Source organism: Allobosea minatitlanensis (assembly GCF_964020775.1).
The window spans coordinates 1,536,225-1,551,142 of record NZ_OZ224509.1; the positions used below are offsets into that span (position 1 = coordinate 1,536,225).

The following is a 14,918-nucleotide window of genomic DNA, read 5'->3' on the forward strand; positions in this document are numbered from 1 at the left end:
CCGGGCTCACGGCTGCGGCGCGACGGTGAGGGTGAGCTGGCGCCGGCCGACGCGGCCCTCCTTGTCGGCGGCCTCGATCTCGAGGACATGCTCGCCCGTCGGCACGATCACGGACGGGGCGTCGATCCCGGCCGGGGTGATGTAGGGCTTGATCCGCTCGGTGATGTCGACCGGCGGCTGGCTGCGGTAGAAAACCCGCACCGTCGCGGGGTCGACCGGCACGCCATTGCTCGCCATGAAGCGCACGGACAGGCGGAACGGCTTGCCGTCGACCCCCTTGCCGGGCGTGGGCAGGGTGTCGATGGCGGGGCCGCGGGTCAGGTTGCGGGTGCTCGCGGTCTGGATCGCGCCGGAGGGCAGCCCGGCCTCCTCGCGGGTGATGAGCTGCAGCGGCTCGGCGGCGCGGGCCGGGCCGGACAGGGCGGCGAAGGCGAGGGCTGCGGGCAGGATGCCGCGGATCAGCACGGATTTGATCATTCTTCCTATTTCACTCCCAGAATTCCGGCGATCAGGCCGGCAATGGCAGAGATGGCGGTGCTGGCCATCAGGATGGCGGTCTCGATGGTCTTCAACGTATCCAGCGGGATCTTCCCGTGGACGGCCTGCAGCCCCTTCCGCAGCTCCGGCAGCGAGACGAGGCCGCGCGCGCTGAGCGCCGCCTGCGTCACGCGCAGCAGCATCCCCGAGAAGACGGAGGCGCCGATGCTCAGCGCGTAGAAGAAGGTCTCGCGCCAGGCCGCCGGCCCCTGCGGAAGGAGCGGTATGTTGTCGTGCCAGCCCAGCCATGCGTTCATGGTCGCGACGGAAATAATCGCGAAGGCGAGCGCGACCGCCCCGTCGAAGGCGAGCAGGCGGGGGCGGATTCCGAAATAGACCAGGCCCGTCGCGAACGGGATCGCGATCGAGGCGAGCCGCAGCGTCCAGAGCGGCAGGTCGAGCCAGAGCACGACCGAGCCATAGGCACCGAGCAGCAGCAGGAAGCCGAAGGGCAGGATCCAGAAGCGCCGGCGCGCCGCCGGCTGGCCCGGCGCCTCAGCGGGCGCGACCGCTTCCCAGGGCGTCGCGACGAATGCGGCCGCAGCGGCGCGCGGGCGCGGCGCCGCGGCGAGCGCCGCCCAGCCCTCCTCCGCCTTCCTCTCGGCGGCGGTCAGGCGGTCCTCCAGCGCGGCGAGGCGGCTGAGCAGCGGCAGCACGGGCGTCAGGTCGCGCCCGCAGCAGCGGCAGGACAGCACGCCCCGATTGAGCTTCGTGTCGCAATACGGACAGGTGAGTTGATCTTGCACGGCCGTTCCGGACCTCGCGGCAAGTCGCGCTCAAAGCCATATCCGCGGCTTCGAATCAAGTCATTCTAGCGTATCCGGGCGGATAAAATGAAGAAATCGACCGATGTGGGCGAGATAACCTAGATGTTCATACAGGTTTTGACGCCTTGAACGTCATGCGATGAGGGTTGTGCCCGAAGTTGAGCGGGCGCCGGACATCGCTGAAGCCGGCCTCGCGGATGAGATCGGCGATCGCTTCCGGCGTATAGGTCGAGAGGCCGTATTGCGCCCGCAGCTTGCGGTAGTCGGAGAAGGCGGTGCGGGCGAGGCCGGCCAGCGCCGCGAGGAGGAAGCCGCCGCGCCAGCCGAAGGCGAGAAGCTGCGCCGCGTCGGTCAGCGGGCTGACATCGGGCGGGATCACATCGGCGAGGACCAGGGCGCCGCCGGGCCTGAGCTTGGCCCGCCAGGTCGCCAGCAGCTCCTTCAGCTCGTCGCGGGAAAGATACTGGATCAGCGAATTGGCGACGACGAGGTCGAGCGTCGCCTCCGGCAGCGCCGCGACCTCCTCCGGCGAGACCACCGCGACCGAATCCAGCCTGTCGAACTGTCCGCGCAGCTTCTCCCGGACATTCGGCGCGGCCTCGCAGAGATAGAGCCTGCCGCAGGCGGCGGCGACGCGGGCAGCGTCGAGCGCCTCGCCGCAGCCATGGTCGAGGACGGTCGCCTCGGGGGAGGGGATATGAGCGATCAGATCGCTCGCGATCTGCCGGTAATGCAAGGTCTTGTGGCGCGGCGAGACATAGATCGCGTGCTCACCGTTCCAGAAATCGCGCCAGGACATGGGGGATCGATTCTCCGGGAAGCGAGGCTCTTGGGGCGTGCGGCCGGCGAAGCCGGGCCGGTTCGTCGCGGATATCCTGTATCCGCTCCGGTTTCGCGCGCAAGCGGGTGAGGCGCCGAGGCCCGGGGTTTCGGGACGGCCGCGTTTCCGCTTAACTCGCGCGCGTCGCCCCGATCTCCGGGGCGGGACGGAGATGCCGATGCTTCTGCTGCCACGACTTCTCAAGGGCTTCGTCCGGCAGGGACGCCTGACCGTCGTGACGCCGGACGGGAAGCGCCATGTCTTCGGGCCGGGCCCGGCCGAGATGCCGTTCGCGGGCGTCGTCAAGACCGCGCCCTCGGTCACGGTGCGCTTCCGGGACGACCGCATCGAGCGCGAGCTCTTCCTCAACCCCGAGCTCGCCTTGGCCGAAGGCTATATGGACCAGCGGATCGAGTTCGAGGAGGGCACGATCCACGACCTGCTGACCCTGTTCTGGCTGCAGCGCAAGGAGCTGCGCAAGCATCCGCTGCAGAAGGCGATCCGGCAGCTCCGCTTCCGGATCCGGCGCTGGCGCATGCACAATCCGCTCGGCGTCGCCGGGAAGAAGGTCAAGCACCATTACGACATCCCGACCGCGTTCTACCGGCTCTGGCTCGACGAGACGATGACCTATTCCTGCGGCTACTGGCATGCGCCGGATGTCGGGCTGGAGGCCGCGCAGCAGGCGAAGCTCCGGCATCTCGCCGCCAAGCTGAGGATCGAGCCCGGCATGCGCGTGCTGGACATCGGCTCGGGCTGGGGGGAATTGGCGATCTATTTGGCCAGGGCCTGCGGCGCCAGGGTGACGGGGCTCAACGTCTCGCCGGAGCAGATGGCCGCCGCGCGGAAGCGGGCGGAGGCCGCCGGCGTCGGCGATGCCGTGACCTTCGTCAACAAGGACTATCGCGAGCTCGGCGGGAGCTTCGACCGCATCGTCTCGGTCGGCATGATGGAGCATGTCGGCGTCGCGCATTACGGCGAGTATTTCGGAAAGATCCGCGAATTGCTGACGCCGGACGGGATCGCGCTGGTGCACTGCATCGGAAGGGCCGGGCCGCCCGGCTTCACCGGCCCGTTCTTCGACAAGTACATCTTCCCGGGCGGCTATGCGCCGGCGCTCTCCGAGGTCTTCGCGGCGCAGGAGCAGACCGGGCTCTGGGCCTCCGACTGCGAATTCTGGCGGCGGCACTACCACTGGACGCTGGAAGCCTGGCGCGGGCGCTTCATGGCGAAGCGGGACGAGGTCGTCGCCATGATGGGCGAGCGCTTCGCGCGGATGTGGGAGTTCTATCTCTGCGCCTGCTCGATCTCCTTCGACATCGGCGGCGACATGGTGTTCCAGCTCCTGCTCGGCCAGCACAAGAGCGCCGTCCCGGTCATCCGCGACTACGTCACGCAGGACGAGAAGGCGCTGGCGGCGAAGGGCTTCTAGAACGCCGGACTGACTATCGTACGCGCTTCGCCCGGGCTGTCGGTATCGACGCATGGTTCCGTACGGAACCGGAATGGCGGTTCCGTGCCGCGTACGATATTCAGTCCGATGCTCTAACGCAGCATTCCGTCATTGCGAGCCCCCGCGTCCTGCCTTCGGCAAGCCCGAGGGCGTGGCCCGGGCATCTCCCGGGAGGGGCTGGCGGCGTTCAGCGCAGGCTGTGGCGCGGGGCCGCGATCTCGCCGCGCTGGCTGGCGCGGGCCATCTCGAAGCTGTCGGCGATGCGCCGCGCCCGGACGATGAAGGCTTCGGCGATGTCCGGCGGGCAGAGCTCCCGCGCCGTCGCCTCGAACAGGTCGAGCCAGCGGTCGAAATGCCTGCCTTCGAGCGGCAGGATCAGATGCGGACGCATCGGCCGGCCGTTGTAGCGGCCGGTGCGCAGCATCACGCTGCTCCAGAAATCGGTGATCTTGGCGATATGGTCGTCCCAATCCTCGACGGCCGCCTCGAAGACGGGGCCGATCACGTCGTCCCGCCGCGCCCTTTCGTAGAAGGTGCGCACGAGCAGCCCGATCGTCGGCTCGCGCAGATCGGGATGGGCGGCGCCGGGGCGCAGGAGGGGATTGTCGGTCATCGTCGCGCGATCAGGGAGTGACTGCACCCGATATGGCGGATGCGGGCCGGTTTGGATAGGGCCGCCATTGCCGCAGCGCCCCGCCTGCCGGCCCGGGCAGGCCCGGCGCCATCCCGGGGCTCCCTGCAGGCGCCCGGGACGATGCGCGCTTGCGCTCAGACGGCCAGGCGCCGCCCGGCCGCGGACGGGGCGGCGCCATCGGCACGCGGGACGTCGCCGTTCTCGAGGAAAAGCCGCATCTCCTCGGCCAGCGCGAAGAAGCGGTCGCGCACCGCCTTGGCGTGCGGGTTGGCGCGCTCGATCGCCATGAAGACGTTGGGCGCGTCGTAGCGGACCATCTCGGTCGCCTGCATCAGCAGGTCGAAGCTCGCCGTGGTCATGGTCCGGGGCAGGGGTTCCATGCGGACCAGGATCTTGGCGATCAGATGGGTCAGGCCCTGCACCATCGCGACCTCGCGGTCATGGGCGTCGGCCGTCGTCACCACGACCCTGAGCTTCAGCACATGGCGCAGGAAGGCGGCGATGCGCGGCGTGCTGCCGCCCCGGATCGGGCAGAGCGCGATCTTGAGCCCGGCCAGCCCGCCGCGGGCGCTCTGCGGGCCGAAGAGCGGATGCGTGCCGATGATCTCGACATCCGCGGGCAGGCTCTCCTGCATGGCGCGGGCCGGGCCGAGCTTGACCGAGCCGACATCGAGCACGACGGCGCCGGCCTTGAGATGCGGGCGCAGGGCGGCGATGGCCGCGGGGATGGCCGGGACGGGCACGGCGAGGACGACGAGGTCGCAGGCGGCGACCCCGGCCGCATCGGCCGGCCGCAGGCCCTTGCCCGACGGGTCCGGTTCGGCCGGCCGGGCCGGGTCGCAGACCCGCAGCGCGAAATGCGGCTGGAGATGGCGGGCCATCAGGCGCCCGAAGGCGCCGAAGCCCATGATGCCGATGCTGGTGACGGTTCTGATCGGGGAGGACATCGCTTTGATCCGGTAGGAGCCGCGATGTCGGATGAGAGCCTGATTTCAACCGCCAGCGCGGCGGTTGAACATGGGAATGCCACCGCCTCTATGAGGACGGGGCGTAATAGCTGCGGAAGGAGGCCATCAGGCTGGTCATGGCCCGCTTAAAGCCCGCGGGGGCGGCGCTGTCAATCGAGCTTGGGGGAATAGTCCGTCGGTGTCAGGATGCGGTCCTCGATCGCGCCCACCATGTCGCCATGCTCGATCCGGGTGACTCGCTTGATCTCGCTCCATTCCGGGTCGGCCATGAAGCTCGCCCAGGCCCCCGTCTTGGTCTCGAGGTCGGGCCAGGCGAGGATATAGGCGAATTCGGTGCGCCCGGCGCTGGCCGTCTCCCACAGCGCCACGATCCTGAAGCCGTGGCGGTCCATGATGCGCGCGGCATGGTCGCGGAAGCGGGCATGGAAGGCCGCCTTGTTGCGCTCGAAGATCTCGTAGATGCGCAACTGGTGGATCATCGCTGCCTCCCGTCCCGTTGCTCCCGGCCGTCATGGCCGGGAGCGAAGCGGCGAAGCGATCCGGAGCCGTGAGGTCGAGCGGTTCGGACCGGTCCCGCCGGGCTGCTTCGCTCCGCTCGCAACGGCGTTCAGGCCGCCTGCTTCGCCTTCTCGGCCGCCATCAACGCAACGAAGCGGTCGAAGAGATAATGGCTGTCCTGCGGGCCCGACGAGGCTTCCGGATGGTGCTGGACGCTGAAGGCCGGGCGGTCGGTGAGCGCGATGCCGCTGTTCGAGCCGTCGAAGAGCGAGACATGGGTCTCGACCGCGTTCGCCGGCAGGCTCGCCGGGTCGACGGCGAAGCCGTGGTTCATCGAGACGATCTCGACCTTGCCCGTGGTCTTGTCCTGCACCGGATGGTTGGCGCCATGGTGGCCCTGCTTCATCTTGACGGTCTGGCCGCCGATGGCGAGCGCCATCATCTGGTGGCCGAGACAGATGCCGAAGGTCGGGACCTTCCTGTCGAGCAGCTCCCTGATCACCGGCACGGCGTATGCGCCGGTCGCGGCCGGGTCGCCCGGGCCGTTGGAGAGGAAGACGCCGTCCGGCTTCAAGGACAGGATGTCCTCGGCCGAGGCGGTGGAGGGCACGACGGTGACGTCGCAGCCGGCCTTGGCGAGCAGGCGCAGGATGTTGCGCTTCACGCCGTAGTCGACGGCGACGACCTTGTAGGCGCTGGCCTCGCGCTTGCCGTAGCCGGTCGGCCAGACCCAGGGCGTCTCGTCCCAGTCGTAGCGCTGCGCGGCCGTGACCAGGGGCACGAGATCGAGCCCGGCCATGGAAGGCAGTTCGGCCGCCTGCCGCTTCAGCCGCGCGACGTCGAAGACGCCGTCGGGATCGTGGGCGAGGATGGCGTTCGGCATGCCCTTGTCGCGGATCAGGGCGGTGAGCGCGCGGGTGTCGACGCCGCAGATGCCGACGATGTTGCGGGCCTTCAGCCAGGCGTCGAGAGACTTGGCGGCCCGCCAGTTCGAGGGATCGGTGATGGCGGCATGGAGCACGCAGCCGCGCACGCCCGAGGACGCCGCGGCGTTGACCGTCTCGGTATCCTCCTCGTTGACACCGACATTGCCGATATGCGGGAAGGTGAAGGTGATGATCTGCCCGGCATAGGAGGGGTCGGTCAGGATCTCCTGGTAGCCGGTCATCGAGGTGTTGAAGCAGACCTCGCCCGGCGCCTCGCCGACGGCGCCGAGGCCGAAGCCTTCGAGCACCGTGCCGTCCGCCAGCACGAGGAGCGCGGTCGCGCGCGGTTCGGTCCAGCCGCCTGCGGCGGGGTTTCCTTCGGGAGCGGTCATGTCTATGTCTCGGTCCAGGCCGCGCCAGCGGCAGAATGCGGGGGCGGGGCTGCTGAAATCCGCTCCGCCGGTCTGGAACGCGAGCCATAAAGAGACGGGCGCGGCCCGTCAATCGAGGCGGAGCCCGTTCCGGTCTGCTTGCATTGCAAGCCGGCCGGCGAAACGGTCTCCGTCTTGAATTGGGAGGCGGATTCACCGATCAGGTTTCATCGACCTGATCCGGGCCTGCTCTCGCAGGCCGGACAGGACAAGAAGCAAGAGAAAAGGACATCTCACCATGACCAGCCTGCGCGAGCGCTTCACGGCCGACATGAAGGAAGCGATGAAGGCCGGCGAGAAGGCGAAGGTCGCGGCGATCCGCCTGATCAGCGCCGCGCTGAAGGAGAAGGACATCGAGGCCCGCGGCGCCGGCAAGGGCGAGGCCACGCCCGACGAGATCCTCGCCATGCTGCAGAAGATGATCAAGCAGCGCCAGGAATCGATCGCGATCTACGACGCCAACGGCCGCCCGGAACTGGCCGAGGGCGAGCGCGCCGAGGTCGCGGTGATCTCCGCCTATCTGCCCAGGCAGATGTCGGAGGAGGAGGTCAAGGCCGCGATCGACAAGGCCATCGCCGAGACCGGCGCGGCGGGCGTCAAGGACATGGGCAAGGTCATCGGCGTGTTGCGCGCGGCCTATGCCGGCCAGATGGATTTCGGCAAGGCGAGCCCGCTGGTGAAGGCGGCGCTCGGCGGCTGAGCGGGCGGGAACGGGCGGGCTTCAGGCCCGCTCGATATCCGTCCCGGCGAAGTCGTCGCCCTTGTAGAGCAATGGCCAGCCGCGTGCCTTTGCCAGGGCATAGGCGGCGCAATCGCCCATGCTGAGGCGGGCGGGGTGGCGGCCCTTGCCGTAGCGGCCATAGGCCTCGAAGGCGAGATCGGAGAGAGCTTCGTCGAAGGGGATTATGTCTATGCGTTCCCGCATCAGGAAATCGGGGACCGTTTCCGGTGCCATGCTCTTGGTGAAGCTCAGGACCAGTCGGGCTTCAAGCACATTCACGCTGGTGATGATGCGTCGCGTTGCCGATGACAGTGCGACGACGAATGCATCCGCTTCCGGCTCCAGCGCGATTATGGCCACGACGGCAGAGGCATTGACGACGAGATTCACCAGAAGCCATTCTCGTCATAACCGATAGCATCATCCATCTCCGGTTTGGTCATGGAATGCTCGGTCGGTTTGATGCCATACTTCCTGTAGAATTCCGCCATACGAACTCTGCCTTCCGCCACGCGCCGCGCCTTCTCCTCCTCGGACAATTCGTCCTTGTCGAGCTCGCTCCTGACGGCCTGACGCACGGCTTCCGTCAAGCTCAGGCCGCGGCGGCGCGCGAGCAGGCGTACCGCCTCCTCGGTCTCGCGGTCCTTGATGTTGAGCGCCATGGCTTTCTTCCTTTTCTCCGATTTTCTTTACCAGATGGGGAGCGCTGTGGATATCGTCCATAAGCCCGGCTCCGGACGTCCCGGCGGTTGGCAAGCGGCGTCGCAAGGACCAGATAGAACCCCATGAAATTCCCGCCCTCCGTCCTTGAGGAGATCAAGGCGCGGCTGCCGGTCTCGGCGGTCGTGGGCAAGCGCGTGCGCCTGCAGAAGGCCGGGCGCGAATGGAAGGGGCTCTCGCCCTTCAACGCGGAGAAGACGCCCTCCTTCTTCGTCAACGACCAGAAGGCCTCGTTCTTCGATTTCTCCTCGGGCAAGAACGGCGACATCTTCAAGTTCGTGATGGAGACCGAGGGGCTCTCCTTCCCGGAGGCGGTCGAGAAGCTCGCCGCCGAGGCCGGCGTGACGCTGCCGCGGATCACGCAGGAGGCGCAGGTCCAGGAGGAGAAGCGCAAGGGCCTGCACGAGGTGGTGGAGCTCGCCGCGCAGTTCTTCGAGGCCGAGCTGATGGGCGAGCGCGGCGCCGCCGCCCGGCGCTATCTCGCCTCAAGAGGGCTCGACGGCGAGGCGCGCGCGCGCTTCCGCCTCGGCTACGGCCCGGCCGACCGCTTCGCCCTGCGCGACCATCTGGCGGGGAAGGGCGTCCCGGCCGAGCTGATGATGGAGGCGGGGCTGCTCGTGCATGGCGAGGAGATCGCGGTGCCCTATGACCGCTTCCGCGACCGCGTGATGTTCCCGATCCACGATGCGCGCGGCCGCGTCGTCGCCTTCGGCGGGCGGGCGATGAGCGCCGAGGTCGCGGCGAAATACCTGAACTCGCCGGAGACGCCGCTCTTCCACAAGGGCCGCCTGCTGTTCAACCACCACAATGCCCGCAAGGCCTCGCACGACACCGGGCAGGTGATCGTCGTCGAGGGCTATGTCGACGTCATCGCCATGTCGCTCTCGGGCTTTCTGCAGACGGTGGCGCCGCTCGGCACGGCCCTGACCGAGGACCAGCTCGGCCTGCTCTGGCGCATGGCCGACGAGCCGGTGATCTGCCTCGACGGCGACAAGGCCGGGCGCAAGGCCGCGAGCCGCGCCATCGACCTGGCCCTGCCGCTGCTGGAGCCGGGCAAGTCGCTCTCCTTCGCCTTGCTGCCGGAGGGGCAGGACCCGGACGATCTCGCCCGTTCCGGCGGGCGGCAGGCGATCGCGGAGGTGGTCGCGGCGGCGCGCCCGCTGGTCGACATGCTCTGGCAGCGCGAGGTCGAGGCCGGCCCGCTCGACACGCCCGAGCGCCGCGCCGCCTTCGAGCGGCGGCTGAAGGAGCCTCTGGCGCAGATCCGCGACGAGACCACCCGCAAGCATTATCGCCGCGAGATGGACGAGCGGCTGGCGCAGCTCTTCGCCAGCGCCGCCCCGGCGCGGAGCGAGCGCGGCGGGCGGGACGGCCATTTCCAGCGCGGCGCGCGCGGCGGCGCGGGGCGCGGCGGCTTCCGGCAGGTCCCGCCCTGGCTCGCCGGACCCTTGAGGGCGTCGAGCGCGCTGACCCAGTCGCGGCTGGTGACGAAGCTGCGCGGCGAGGATGCGCGCGAGGCCTTCATCCTGCTGGCATTGGCGAGCCATCCCGCGCTCATCCTGCGCTGTGTCGACGAGATCGCGGAACTGTCGCTCGACGGTCCGGCGGCCGAGCGCCTGCGGCAGGCGCTGCTCGACGCGGTGGAGGACACGCTCGACCGCGAGACGCTGGCGAATCGCCTCGCCCAGCCACGGGTGCGCGAGGCCTACAACCAGCTCATGGCCGTGACCGGGCCTGCGGAGCGGAGGAAACTGGCGCAAGATGCTGATCCTGAATCGGTTTTCGACTCGATTCATCAGGCGCTCGTCTTGCATCATCGCGCACGGACGCTAAATAGCGAGTTGAGAGCAGCCGAGCGCGCATTGGCTGACGAAGCGACCGAAGCCAATTTCGCCTGGATCAAGGATGTGAAGGCCCGCCTCGAGACGATCGAAGGCACCGAGGCCATGTCCGAGGATTGAAGCCCAGCGAATGGCGGGAGCCGTCCGATGCGCGTGCAAGCTGCCGGGTGGTTCACGATTCGTCAACGACGTTGCGTGCCATCTGCAGGTGAGTGATTTGGGTGGGTGAGCGCGCCGGGCCTGCGGTCGCGCCGCCCTTTTATGCGTCGGTAGATGGCTTCGCGGTCATGGCCGGCGCGAGTGCGGAGCGCTGATTGATGGCGACGAAAGCGAGCGAACGGGAAAAGACCGATCAGGTCGTGCCGGATGCCCCCCCGACTACCGACGGCCCGTTGCTCGACCTGACCGATCAGGCCGTGAGGCGGATGATCAAGCTCGCCAAGAAGCGCGGCTATGTCACCTATGACGAGCTGAACGAGGTCCTGCCGTCGGAGGAGTTCTCCTCCGAGCAGATCGAGGACGTGCTCGGCCAGCTCAGCGAGCAGGGCATCAACGTCGTCGACAACGAGGATTCGGAAGCGGCCGGCGAGGATCGCGCCAACCGCAAGGAGAATGCCGCGGCCGCCGACGAGGACGAGGTGGAGGGCGGCGATCTGGTCGACGCCTCGCGCCAGACCCTGCCGACCGAGACCAAGCGCAATCTCGAGCCGAGCGAGCGCACCGACGATCCGGTGCGGATGTATCTGCGCGAGATGGGCTCGGTCGAATTGCTCTCGCGCGAGGGCGAGATCGCCATCGCCAAGCGCATCGAGGCCGGCCGCGAGGCGATGATCGCCGGGCTCTGCGAGAGCCCGCTGACCTTCCAGGCCATCATCATCTGGCGCGACGAGCTCGTCGACGGCAAGGTGCTGCTGCGCGACATCATCGACCTCGAGGCGACCTATGCCGGGCCGGACGGCAAGAACCCGGCCGTCGCCGCCGAGGAGGAGGGCGAGGAGGCCGCCCAGGCCGAGGCTGCGGAAGGCGAAAGCCAGCCGGAGATGGAAGATGACGACATGGAGAACAACGTGTCGCTCTCGGCCATGGAATCCGAGCTGAAGCCGCGCGTGCTCGAGACCTTCAACGCCATCGCCGACGACTACAAGAAGCTGCGCCGCCTGCAGGACCAGGACATCGCCAACCGGCTGGAGAACACCAAGCTCTCGCCCTCGCAGGACCGCAAGTACAAGAAGCTCAAGGACGACATCATCACCGCGGTGAAGTCGCTCTCGCTCAACAACAACCGCATCGAGGCGCTGGTCGAGCAGCTCTACGACATCAACAAGCGCCTGATCGGCCACGAGACGCGCCTCTTGCGCCTCGCCGAGAGCTATGGCGTGGCGCGCGAGGACTTCCTCAAGCAGCATGTCGGCGGCGAGCTCGATCCGAAATGGCTGCTGCGCGTCTCCAAGCTCGGCTCGCGCGGCTGGAAGGAATTCGTCGCGGCCGAGAAGGACCGGATCAAGGATCTGCGCGAGGAGGTGCATACGCTCGCCTCCGAGACCGGGCTGGAGATCCAGGAATTCCGCAAGATCGTGCTGATGGTCCAGAAGGGCGAGCGCGAGGCGCGGCAGGCGAAGAAGGAGATGATCGAGGCGAACCTGCGTCTCGTGATCTCGATCGCCAAGAAGTACACCAATCGCGGCCTGCAATTCCTCGACCTGATCCAGGAGGGGAACATCGGCCTGATGAAGGCGGTCGACAAGTTCGAGTACCGCCGGGGCTACAAGTTCTCGACCTACGCGACCTGGTGGATCCGGCAGGCGATCACCCGCTCGATCGCCGACCAGGCCCGCACGATCCGCATCCCGGTCCACATGATCGAGACGATCAACAAGATCGTGCGCACCTCGCGCCAGATGCTGCACGAGATCGGCCGCGAGCCGACCCCGGAGGAGCTGGCCGAGAAGCTCGCCATGCCGCTGGAGAAGGTGCGCAAGGTCCTGAAGATCGCCAAGGAGCCGATCTCGCTCGAAACGCCGATCGGCGACGAGGAGGATTCGCATCTCGGCGACTTCATCGAGGACAAGAACGCGATCCTGCCGATCGACGCGGCGATTCAGTCGAATCTGCGCGAGACGACGACGCGCGTGCTCGCGTCGTTGACCCCGCGCGAGGAGCGCGTGCTGCGCATGCGCTTCGGCATCGGCATGAACACCGACCACACGCTGGAAGAGGTCGGCCAGCAGTTCAGCGTCACCCGCGAGCGCATCCGCCAGATCGAGGCGAAGGCGCTCCGGAAGCTGAAGCATCCGAGCCGCAGCCGGAAGCTGCGCAGCTTCCTCGACAACTGAGAGCGAAAAGGGCGCCTCCGGCGCCCTTTTTCGTGGTGGGGCCGGGGCGCGGGGCTCAGGCCGGCGGCGCGACGACGACGGCGACCAGCCGCCGGACGAGCGGCAGCACGAGCAGCAGCGTCGGAAAGGCGACGATCCAGGACAGGGCCCAGGATTCCGGCCAGGTCCACAGGAACGCGGCCGTCGGGCCGAGTGCCTTGAGCGTGGAGATGCCGGAGACGACGAAGGTCATCAGCACGGACAGGATGAAGGGCATCACCACCGCGGCGTAGCGGGCCGGGAGGCGACGGAAGGCAAGGCGAGACATGATTCAGGCTTTCGCAAGTGGCAGGCCGTTCGGAGCATCCGGGGCGGCCTTGGCCGGTGGATGCGTTGCCTGACGTGAGACGCTTACGAACGGGGACGAAGCCCGATGGCCGCTCCATAGTCGATCGGGTGCGGATTGCCAAGGGTGCCCGGGCGGGCGCGCCGGGGGGATGTGCGCTCCGGCAATGCGCGCCCGACTTGGCAGAGGCGGGCGGGGCGGCTACTGCTCCGGCATCGCAGCATCGCCGCTGGAGGAGAGCCGTATGTCCTTCCTGAAATCGCTGTTCGGCGGCCGCAAGCCGGCCGAGGACAAGCCGGCCGGGCCAGTGAAGAGCATCGAGCACAACGGCTTCGCCATCCATGCCACGCCCTATCAGGAGGGCGGCCAGTACCAGCTCTGCGGGGTCATCGAGAAGGTGGTCGACGGCGAGACGAGAAGCCACCGCTTCATCCGCGCCGACCGTTTCCCCGGGCTGGCGGAGGCCGCCGACTTCACGCTGATCAAGGGCCAGCAGATCGTCGACATGGAAGGCGAGCGCATCTTCCGCTGAGCGCCCGCCGCGGCGGGCGGCTCGATGCGCCGCCCTTGCATCGGCAGCCCCCGAAAACCGCATCCCACTTTCCGGCACGATGCTCTAATGCTGGCTCGGAAGGCCGCTTCCAAGCCGGCCGCCGAGGAAGCATGACCCAGGACCGCATCCGCGCCGCGGCGCGCTACGAGCCCGATTCCCCCTATGCCTGGCTGCGCCTGGCGGTGGCGCTGGTGATCGGCACCGTCGCCTGCGTCGGCTCCTGGTCGGTGGTCGTGGTGCTGCCGGCGATGCAGGGCGAGTTCGACACGCTGCGTTCCGGCGCCTCGCTGCCCTATACCTGCGCCATGCTCGGCTTCGGCGCCGGCAATATCGTGATGGGGCGCATCGCCGACCGCTACGGCATCACGGTGCCGGTGGTGATGGGCGCCCTGCTGCTCGCCGCGGGCTATGCCGCCGCCGGCCTGTCGCATTCGCTCTGGCAGTTCGCGCTGGCGCACGGGTTGCTGATCGGCGTCGGCAGCGCCGCCGGCTTCTCGCCGCTGATCTCGGACCTGTCGCACTGGTTCCGCCGGCATCGCGGGCTCGCCGTGGTCTGCGGCGCCTCGGGCAGCTATCTCGCCGGCGTGGTCTGGCCGCAGATCATCACCTGGGGCCTCGCCCATCACGGCTGGCGCGCCACCCATTTCGGCATCGCCATCGCCGCGCTGGTGGTGATGCTGCCGCTGGCGCCGTTCTTCCGCCGCCAGCCGGCGGCGGCCACGCTCGCCCATGCCGACAGCCGCAGCGCCGGGGCGCGCAGCGATCTCGGCCTCAGCGCCAACCAGCTTCAGGCGCTGCTCTGCGTCGCCGGCTTCGCCTGCTGCGTGGCGATGGCGATGCCGCAGGTCCATATCGTCGCCTATTGCGGCGACCTCGGCTACGGCGTCGCGCGCGGCGCCGAGATGCTGTCGCTGATGATGCTGCTCGGCATCGTCAGCCGCATCGGCTCCGGCTTCGTCGCCGACCGCATCGGGGGCACGGCGACGCTGCTGCTCGGCGCGCTGATGCAGGGCGTGGCGCTGTTCCTCTATCTCTGGTTCGACGGGCTTTCGTCGCTCTATGTCGTCAGCGGCCTGTTCGGCCTGTTCCAGGGCGGCATCGTGCCGATGTACGCCGTCGTCATCCGCGAATACCTGCCGGCGCGGCAGGCCGGGGTCAGGATCGGGCTGGTGATGTCGGTGACGGTGCTCGGCATGGCGACGGGCGGCTATCTCTCCGGCGTGATCTTCGACTATTTCAGCTCCTACCGGATGGCCTTCCTCAACGGGCTCGCCTGGAACCTGGTCAACCTCGCCATCGTCTGCTGGCTGCTGCTGCGGACGCGGGCGAGGCCGGAGCAGGGCGCCGAGGCCGCGGTGCGATAGCGGGGCGCCGCGCCTTCGCTTGCCGGG

At 68.4% G+C, this 14,918-nt stretch carries 16 protein-coding genes; 6 read left to right on the forward strand and 10 right to left on the reverse strand.

Annotation, left to right across the window (positions count from 1 at the left end; translation table 11 throughout):
- Positions 1-6: 6 nt before the first annotated feature.
- From ACWH43_RS07565 to ACWH43_RS07575, 3 genes are all read right to left on the reverse strand, one after another.
- Entirely contained in the window at positions 7-477 is a 471-nt protein-coding gene (locus tag ACWH43_RS07565) for a hypothetical protein (RefSeq protein WP_158443646.1), read from the reverse strand.
- Positions 478-482: 5 nt separating this feature from the next.
- Positions 483-1,283 carry a hypothetical protein gene (locus ACWH43_RS07570; protein ID WP_158471796.1) on the reverse strand — a complete coding sequence of 267 codons (801 nt, stop codon included), beginning with the start codon at positions 1,281-1,283 and terminating at the stop codon, positions 483-485.
- 127 nt (positions 1,284-1,410) lie between these two features.
- Positions 1,411-2,103, reverse strand: a complete 693-nt coding sequence (locus ACWH43_RS07575; protein WP_158446506.1) for a class I SAM-dependent methyltransferase — start codon at positions 2,101-2,103, stop codon at positions 1,411-1,413.
- A 199-nt stretch (positions 2,104-2,302) separates the two neighbouring features.
- On the opposite strand from ACWH43_RS07575, the gene ACWH43_RS07580 reads away from it, so the two are divergent.
- Positions 2,303-3,556, forward strand: a complete 1,254-nt coding sequence (locus tag ACWH43_RS07580; RefSeq protein WP_158446505.1) for an SAM-dependent methyltransferase — start codon at positions 2,303-2,305, stop codon at positions 3,554-3,556.
- 208 nt (positions 3,557-3,764) lie between these two features.
- Here ACWH43_RS07580 and ACWH43_RS07585 read toward each other — a convergent pair whose 3' ends face one another.
- The 4 genes from ACWH43_RS07585 to carA form a co-directional block, all read right to left on the reverse strand.
- Positions 3,765-4,190, reverse strand: a complete 426-nt coding sequence (locus ACWH43_RS07585) for a group III truncated hemoglobin (protein WP_260347720.1) — start codon at positions 4,188-4,190, stop codon at positions 3,765-3,767.
- 155 nt (positions 4,191-4,345) lie between these two features.
- On the reverse strand, positions 4,346-5,158 hold the full coding sequence (locus ACWH43_RS07590; RefSeq protein ID WP_158446503.1) for a prephenate dehydrogenase: 813 nt from the start codon (positions 5,156-5,158) through the stop codon (positions 4,346-4,348).
- Between the two features lie 170 nt (positions 5,159-5,328).
- Positions 5,329-5,658: an NIPSNAP family protein gene (locus tag ACWH43_RS07595; RefSeq protein WP_158446502.1), complete on the reverse strand. Its 330-nt coding sequence runs from the start codon at positions 5,656-5,658 to the stop codon at positions 5,329-5,331.
- A 128-nt stretch (positions 5,659-5,786) separates the two neighbouring features.
- Positions 5,787-6,995 carry a glutamine-hydrolyzing carbamoyl-phosphate synthase small subunit gene (carA, locus tag ACWH43_RS07600; RefSeq protein ID WP_158446501.1) on the reverse strand — a complete coding sequence of 403 codons (1,209 nt, stop codon included), beginning with the start codon at positions 6,993-6,995 and terminating at the stop codon, positions 5,787-5,789.
- A 277-nt stretch (positions 6,996-7,272) separates the two neighbouring features.
- Between carA and ACWH43_RS07605 the strand changes: the two genes are divergently transcribed.
- A complete protein-coding gene (locus tag ACWH43_RS07605; protein WP_158446500.1) occupies positions 7,273-7,734 on the forward strand; it encodes a GatB/YqeY domain-containing protein in 462 nt (153 codons plus the stop codon).
- Between the two features lie 21 nt (positions 7,735-7,755).
- On the opposite strand, the gene ACWH43_RS07610 is transcribed toward ACWH43_RS07605, so the two are convergent.
- The gene (locus ACWH43_RS07610) at positions 7,756-8,145 is read right to left on the reverse strand and encodes a type II toxin-antitoxin system VapC family toxin (protein ID WP_260347721.1); all 390 of its coding nucleotides are present in this window, start codon (positions 8,143-8,145) and stop codon (positions 7,756-7,758) included.
- Positions 8,142-8,417 (reverse strand): type II toxin-antitoxin system VapB family antitoxin, encoded by a 276-nt coding sequence (locus ACWH43_RS07615; protein WP_158446498.1) that lies wholly within the window; start codon positions 8,415-8,417, stop codon positions 8,142-8,144. Before ACWH43_RS07615 ends, ACWH43_RS07610 begins: the two co-directional genes overlap by 4 nt.
- A gap of 123 nt (positions 8,418-8,540) precedes the next feature.
- On the opposite strand from ACWH43_RS07615, the gene dnaG reads away from it, so the two are divergent.
- Together dnaG and rpoD are read left to right on the forward strand one after the other, a co-directional pair.
- Positions 8,541-10,436, forward strand: a complete 1,896-nt coding sequence (gene dnaG, locus ACWH43_RS07620) for a DNA primase (RefSeq protein ID WP_158448243.1) — start codon at positions 8,541-8,543, stop codon at positions 10,434-10,436.
- A gap of 197 nt (positions 10,437-10,633) precedes the next feature.
- Positions 10,634-12,649: an RNA polymerase sigma factor RpoD gene (gene rpoD, locus ACWH43_RS07625; protein WP_158445186.1), complete on the forward strand. Its 2,016-nt coding sequence runs from the start codon at positions 10,634-10,636 to the stop codon at positions 12,647-12,649.
- Between the two features lie 55 nt (positions 12,650-12,704).
- Here the strand turns inward: rpoD and ACWH43_RS07630 are convergent, their stop codons facing one another.
- Entirely contained in the window at positions 12,705-12,956 is a 252-nt protein-coding gene (locus ACWH43_RS07630) for a DUF2798 domain-containing protein (RefSeq protein WP_158445185.1), read from the reverse strand.
- Positions 12,957-13,218: 262 nt separating this feature from the next.
- Here ACWH43_RS07630 and ACWH43_RS07635 point away from each other — a divergent pair, with 262 nt between their 5' ends.
- A complete protein-coding gene (locus ACWH43_RS07635) occupies positions 13,219-13,506 on the forward strand; it encodes an HlyU family transcriptional regulator (protein WP_158445184.1) in 288 nt (95 codons plus the stop codon).
- Between the two features lie 131 nt (positions 13,507-13,637).
- Positions 13,638-14,891, forward strand: a complete 1,254-nt coding sequence (locus ACWH43_RS07640; RefSeq protein WP_158445183.1) for an MFS transporter — start codon at positions 13,638-13,640, stop codon at positions 14,889-14,891.
- Positions 14,892-14,918 lie beyond the last annotated feature (27 nt).

Bases quoted from the DNA above. Each gene is read 5' to 3' on its own strand.
- ACWH43_RS07565 (WP_158443646.1), bottom strand. From the start codon at position 477: ATGATCAAATCCGTGCTGATCCGCGGCATCCTGCCCGCAGCCCTCGCC.
- ACWH43_RS07575 (WP_158446506.1), bottom strand. From the start codon at position 2,103: ATGTCCTGGCGCGATTTCTGGAACGGTGAGCACGCGATCTATGTCTCG.
- ACWH43_RS07580 (WP_158446505.1), top strand. From the start codon at position 2,303: ATGCTTCTGCTGCCACGACTTCTCAAGGGCTTCGTCCGGCAGGGACGC.
- ACWH43_RS07585 (WP_260347720.1), bottom strand. From the start codon at position 4,190: ATGACCGACAATCCCCTCCTGCGCCCCGGCGCCGCCCATCCCGATCTG.
- ACWH43_RS07590 (WP_158446503.1), bottom strand. From the start codon at position 5,158: ATGTCCTCCCCGATCAGAACCGTCACCAGCATCGGCATCATGGGCTTC.
- ACWH43_RS07595 (WP_158446502.1), bottom strand. From the start codon at position 5,658: ATGATCCACCAGTTGCGCATCTACGAGATCTTCGAGCGCAACAAGGCG.
- carA (WP_158446501.1), bottom strand. From the start codon at position 6,995: ATGACCGCTCCCGAAGGAAACCCCGCCGCAGGCGGCTGGACCGAACCG.
- ACWH43_RS07605 (WP_158446500.1), top strand. From the start codon at position 7,273: ATGACCAGCCTGCGCGAGCGCTTCACGGCCGACATGAAGGAAGCGATG.
- ACWH43_RS07615 (WP_158446498.1), bottom strand. From the start codon at position 8,417: ATGGCGCTCAACATCAAGGACCGCGAGACCGAGGAGGCGGTACGCCTG.
- dnaG (WP_158448243.1), top strand. From the start codon at position 8,541: ATGAAATTCCCGCCCTCCGTCCTTGAGGAGATCAAGGCGCGGCTGCCG.
- rpoD (WP_158445186.1), top strand. From the start codon at position 10,634: ATGGCGACGAAAGCGAGCGAACGGGAAAAGACCGATCAGGTCGTGCCG.
- ACWH43_RS07630 (WP_158445185.1), bottom strand. From the start codon at position 12,956: ATGTCTCGCCTTGCCTTCCGTCGCCTCCCGGCCCGCTACGCCGCGGTG.
- ACWH43_RS07635 (WP_158445184.1), top strand. From the start codon at position 13,219: ATGTCCTTCCTGAAATCGCTGTTCGGCGGCCGCAAGCCGGCCGAGGAC.
- ACWH43_RS07640 (WP_158445183.1), top strand. From the start codon at position 13,638: ATGACCCAGGACCGCATCCGCGCCGCGGCGCGCTACGAGCCCGATTCC.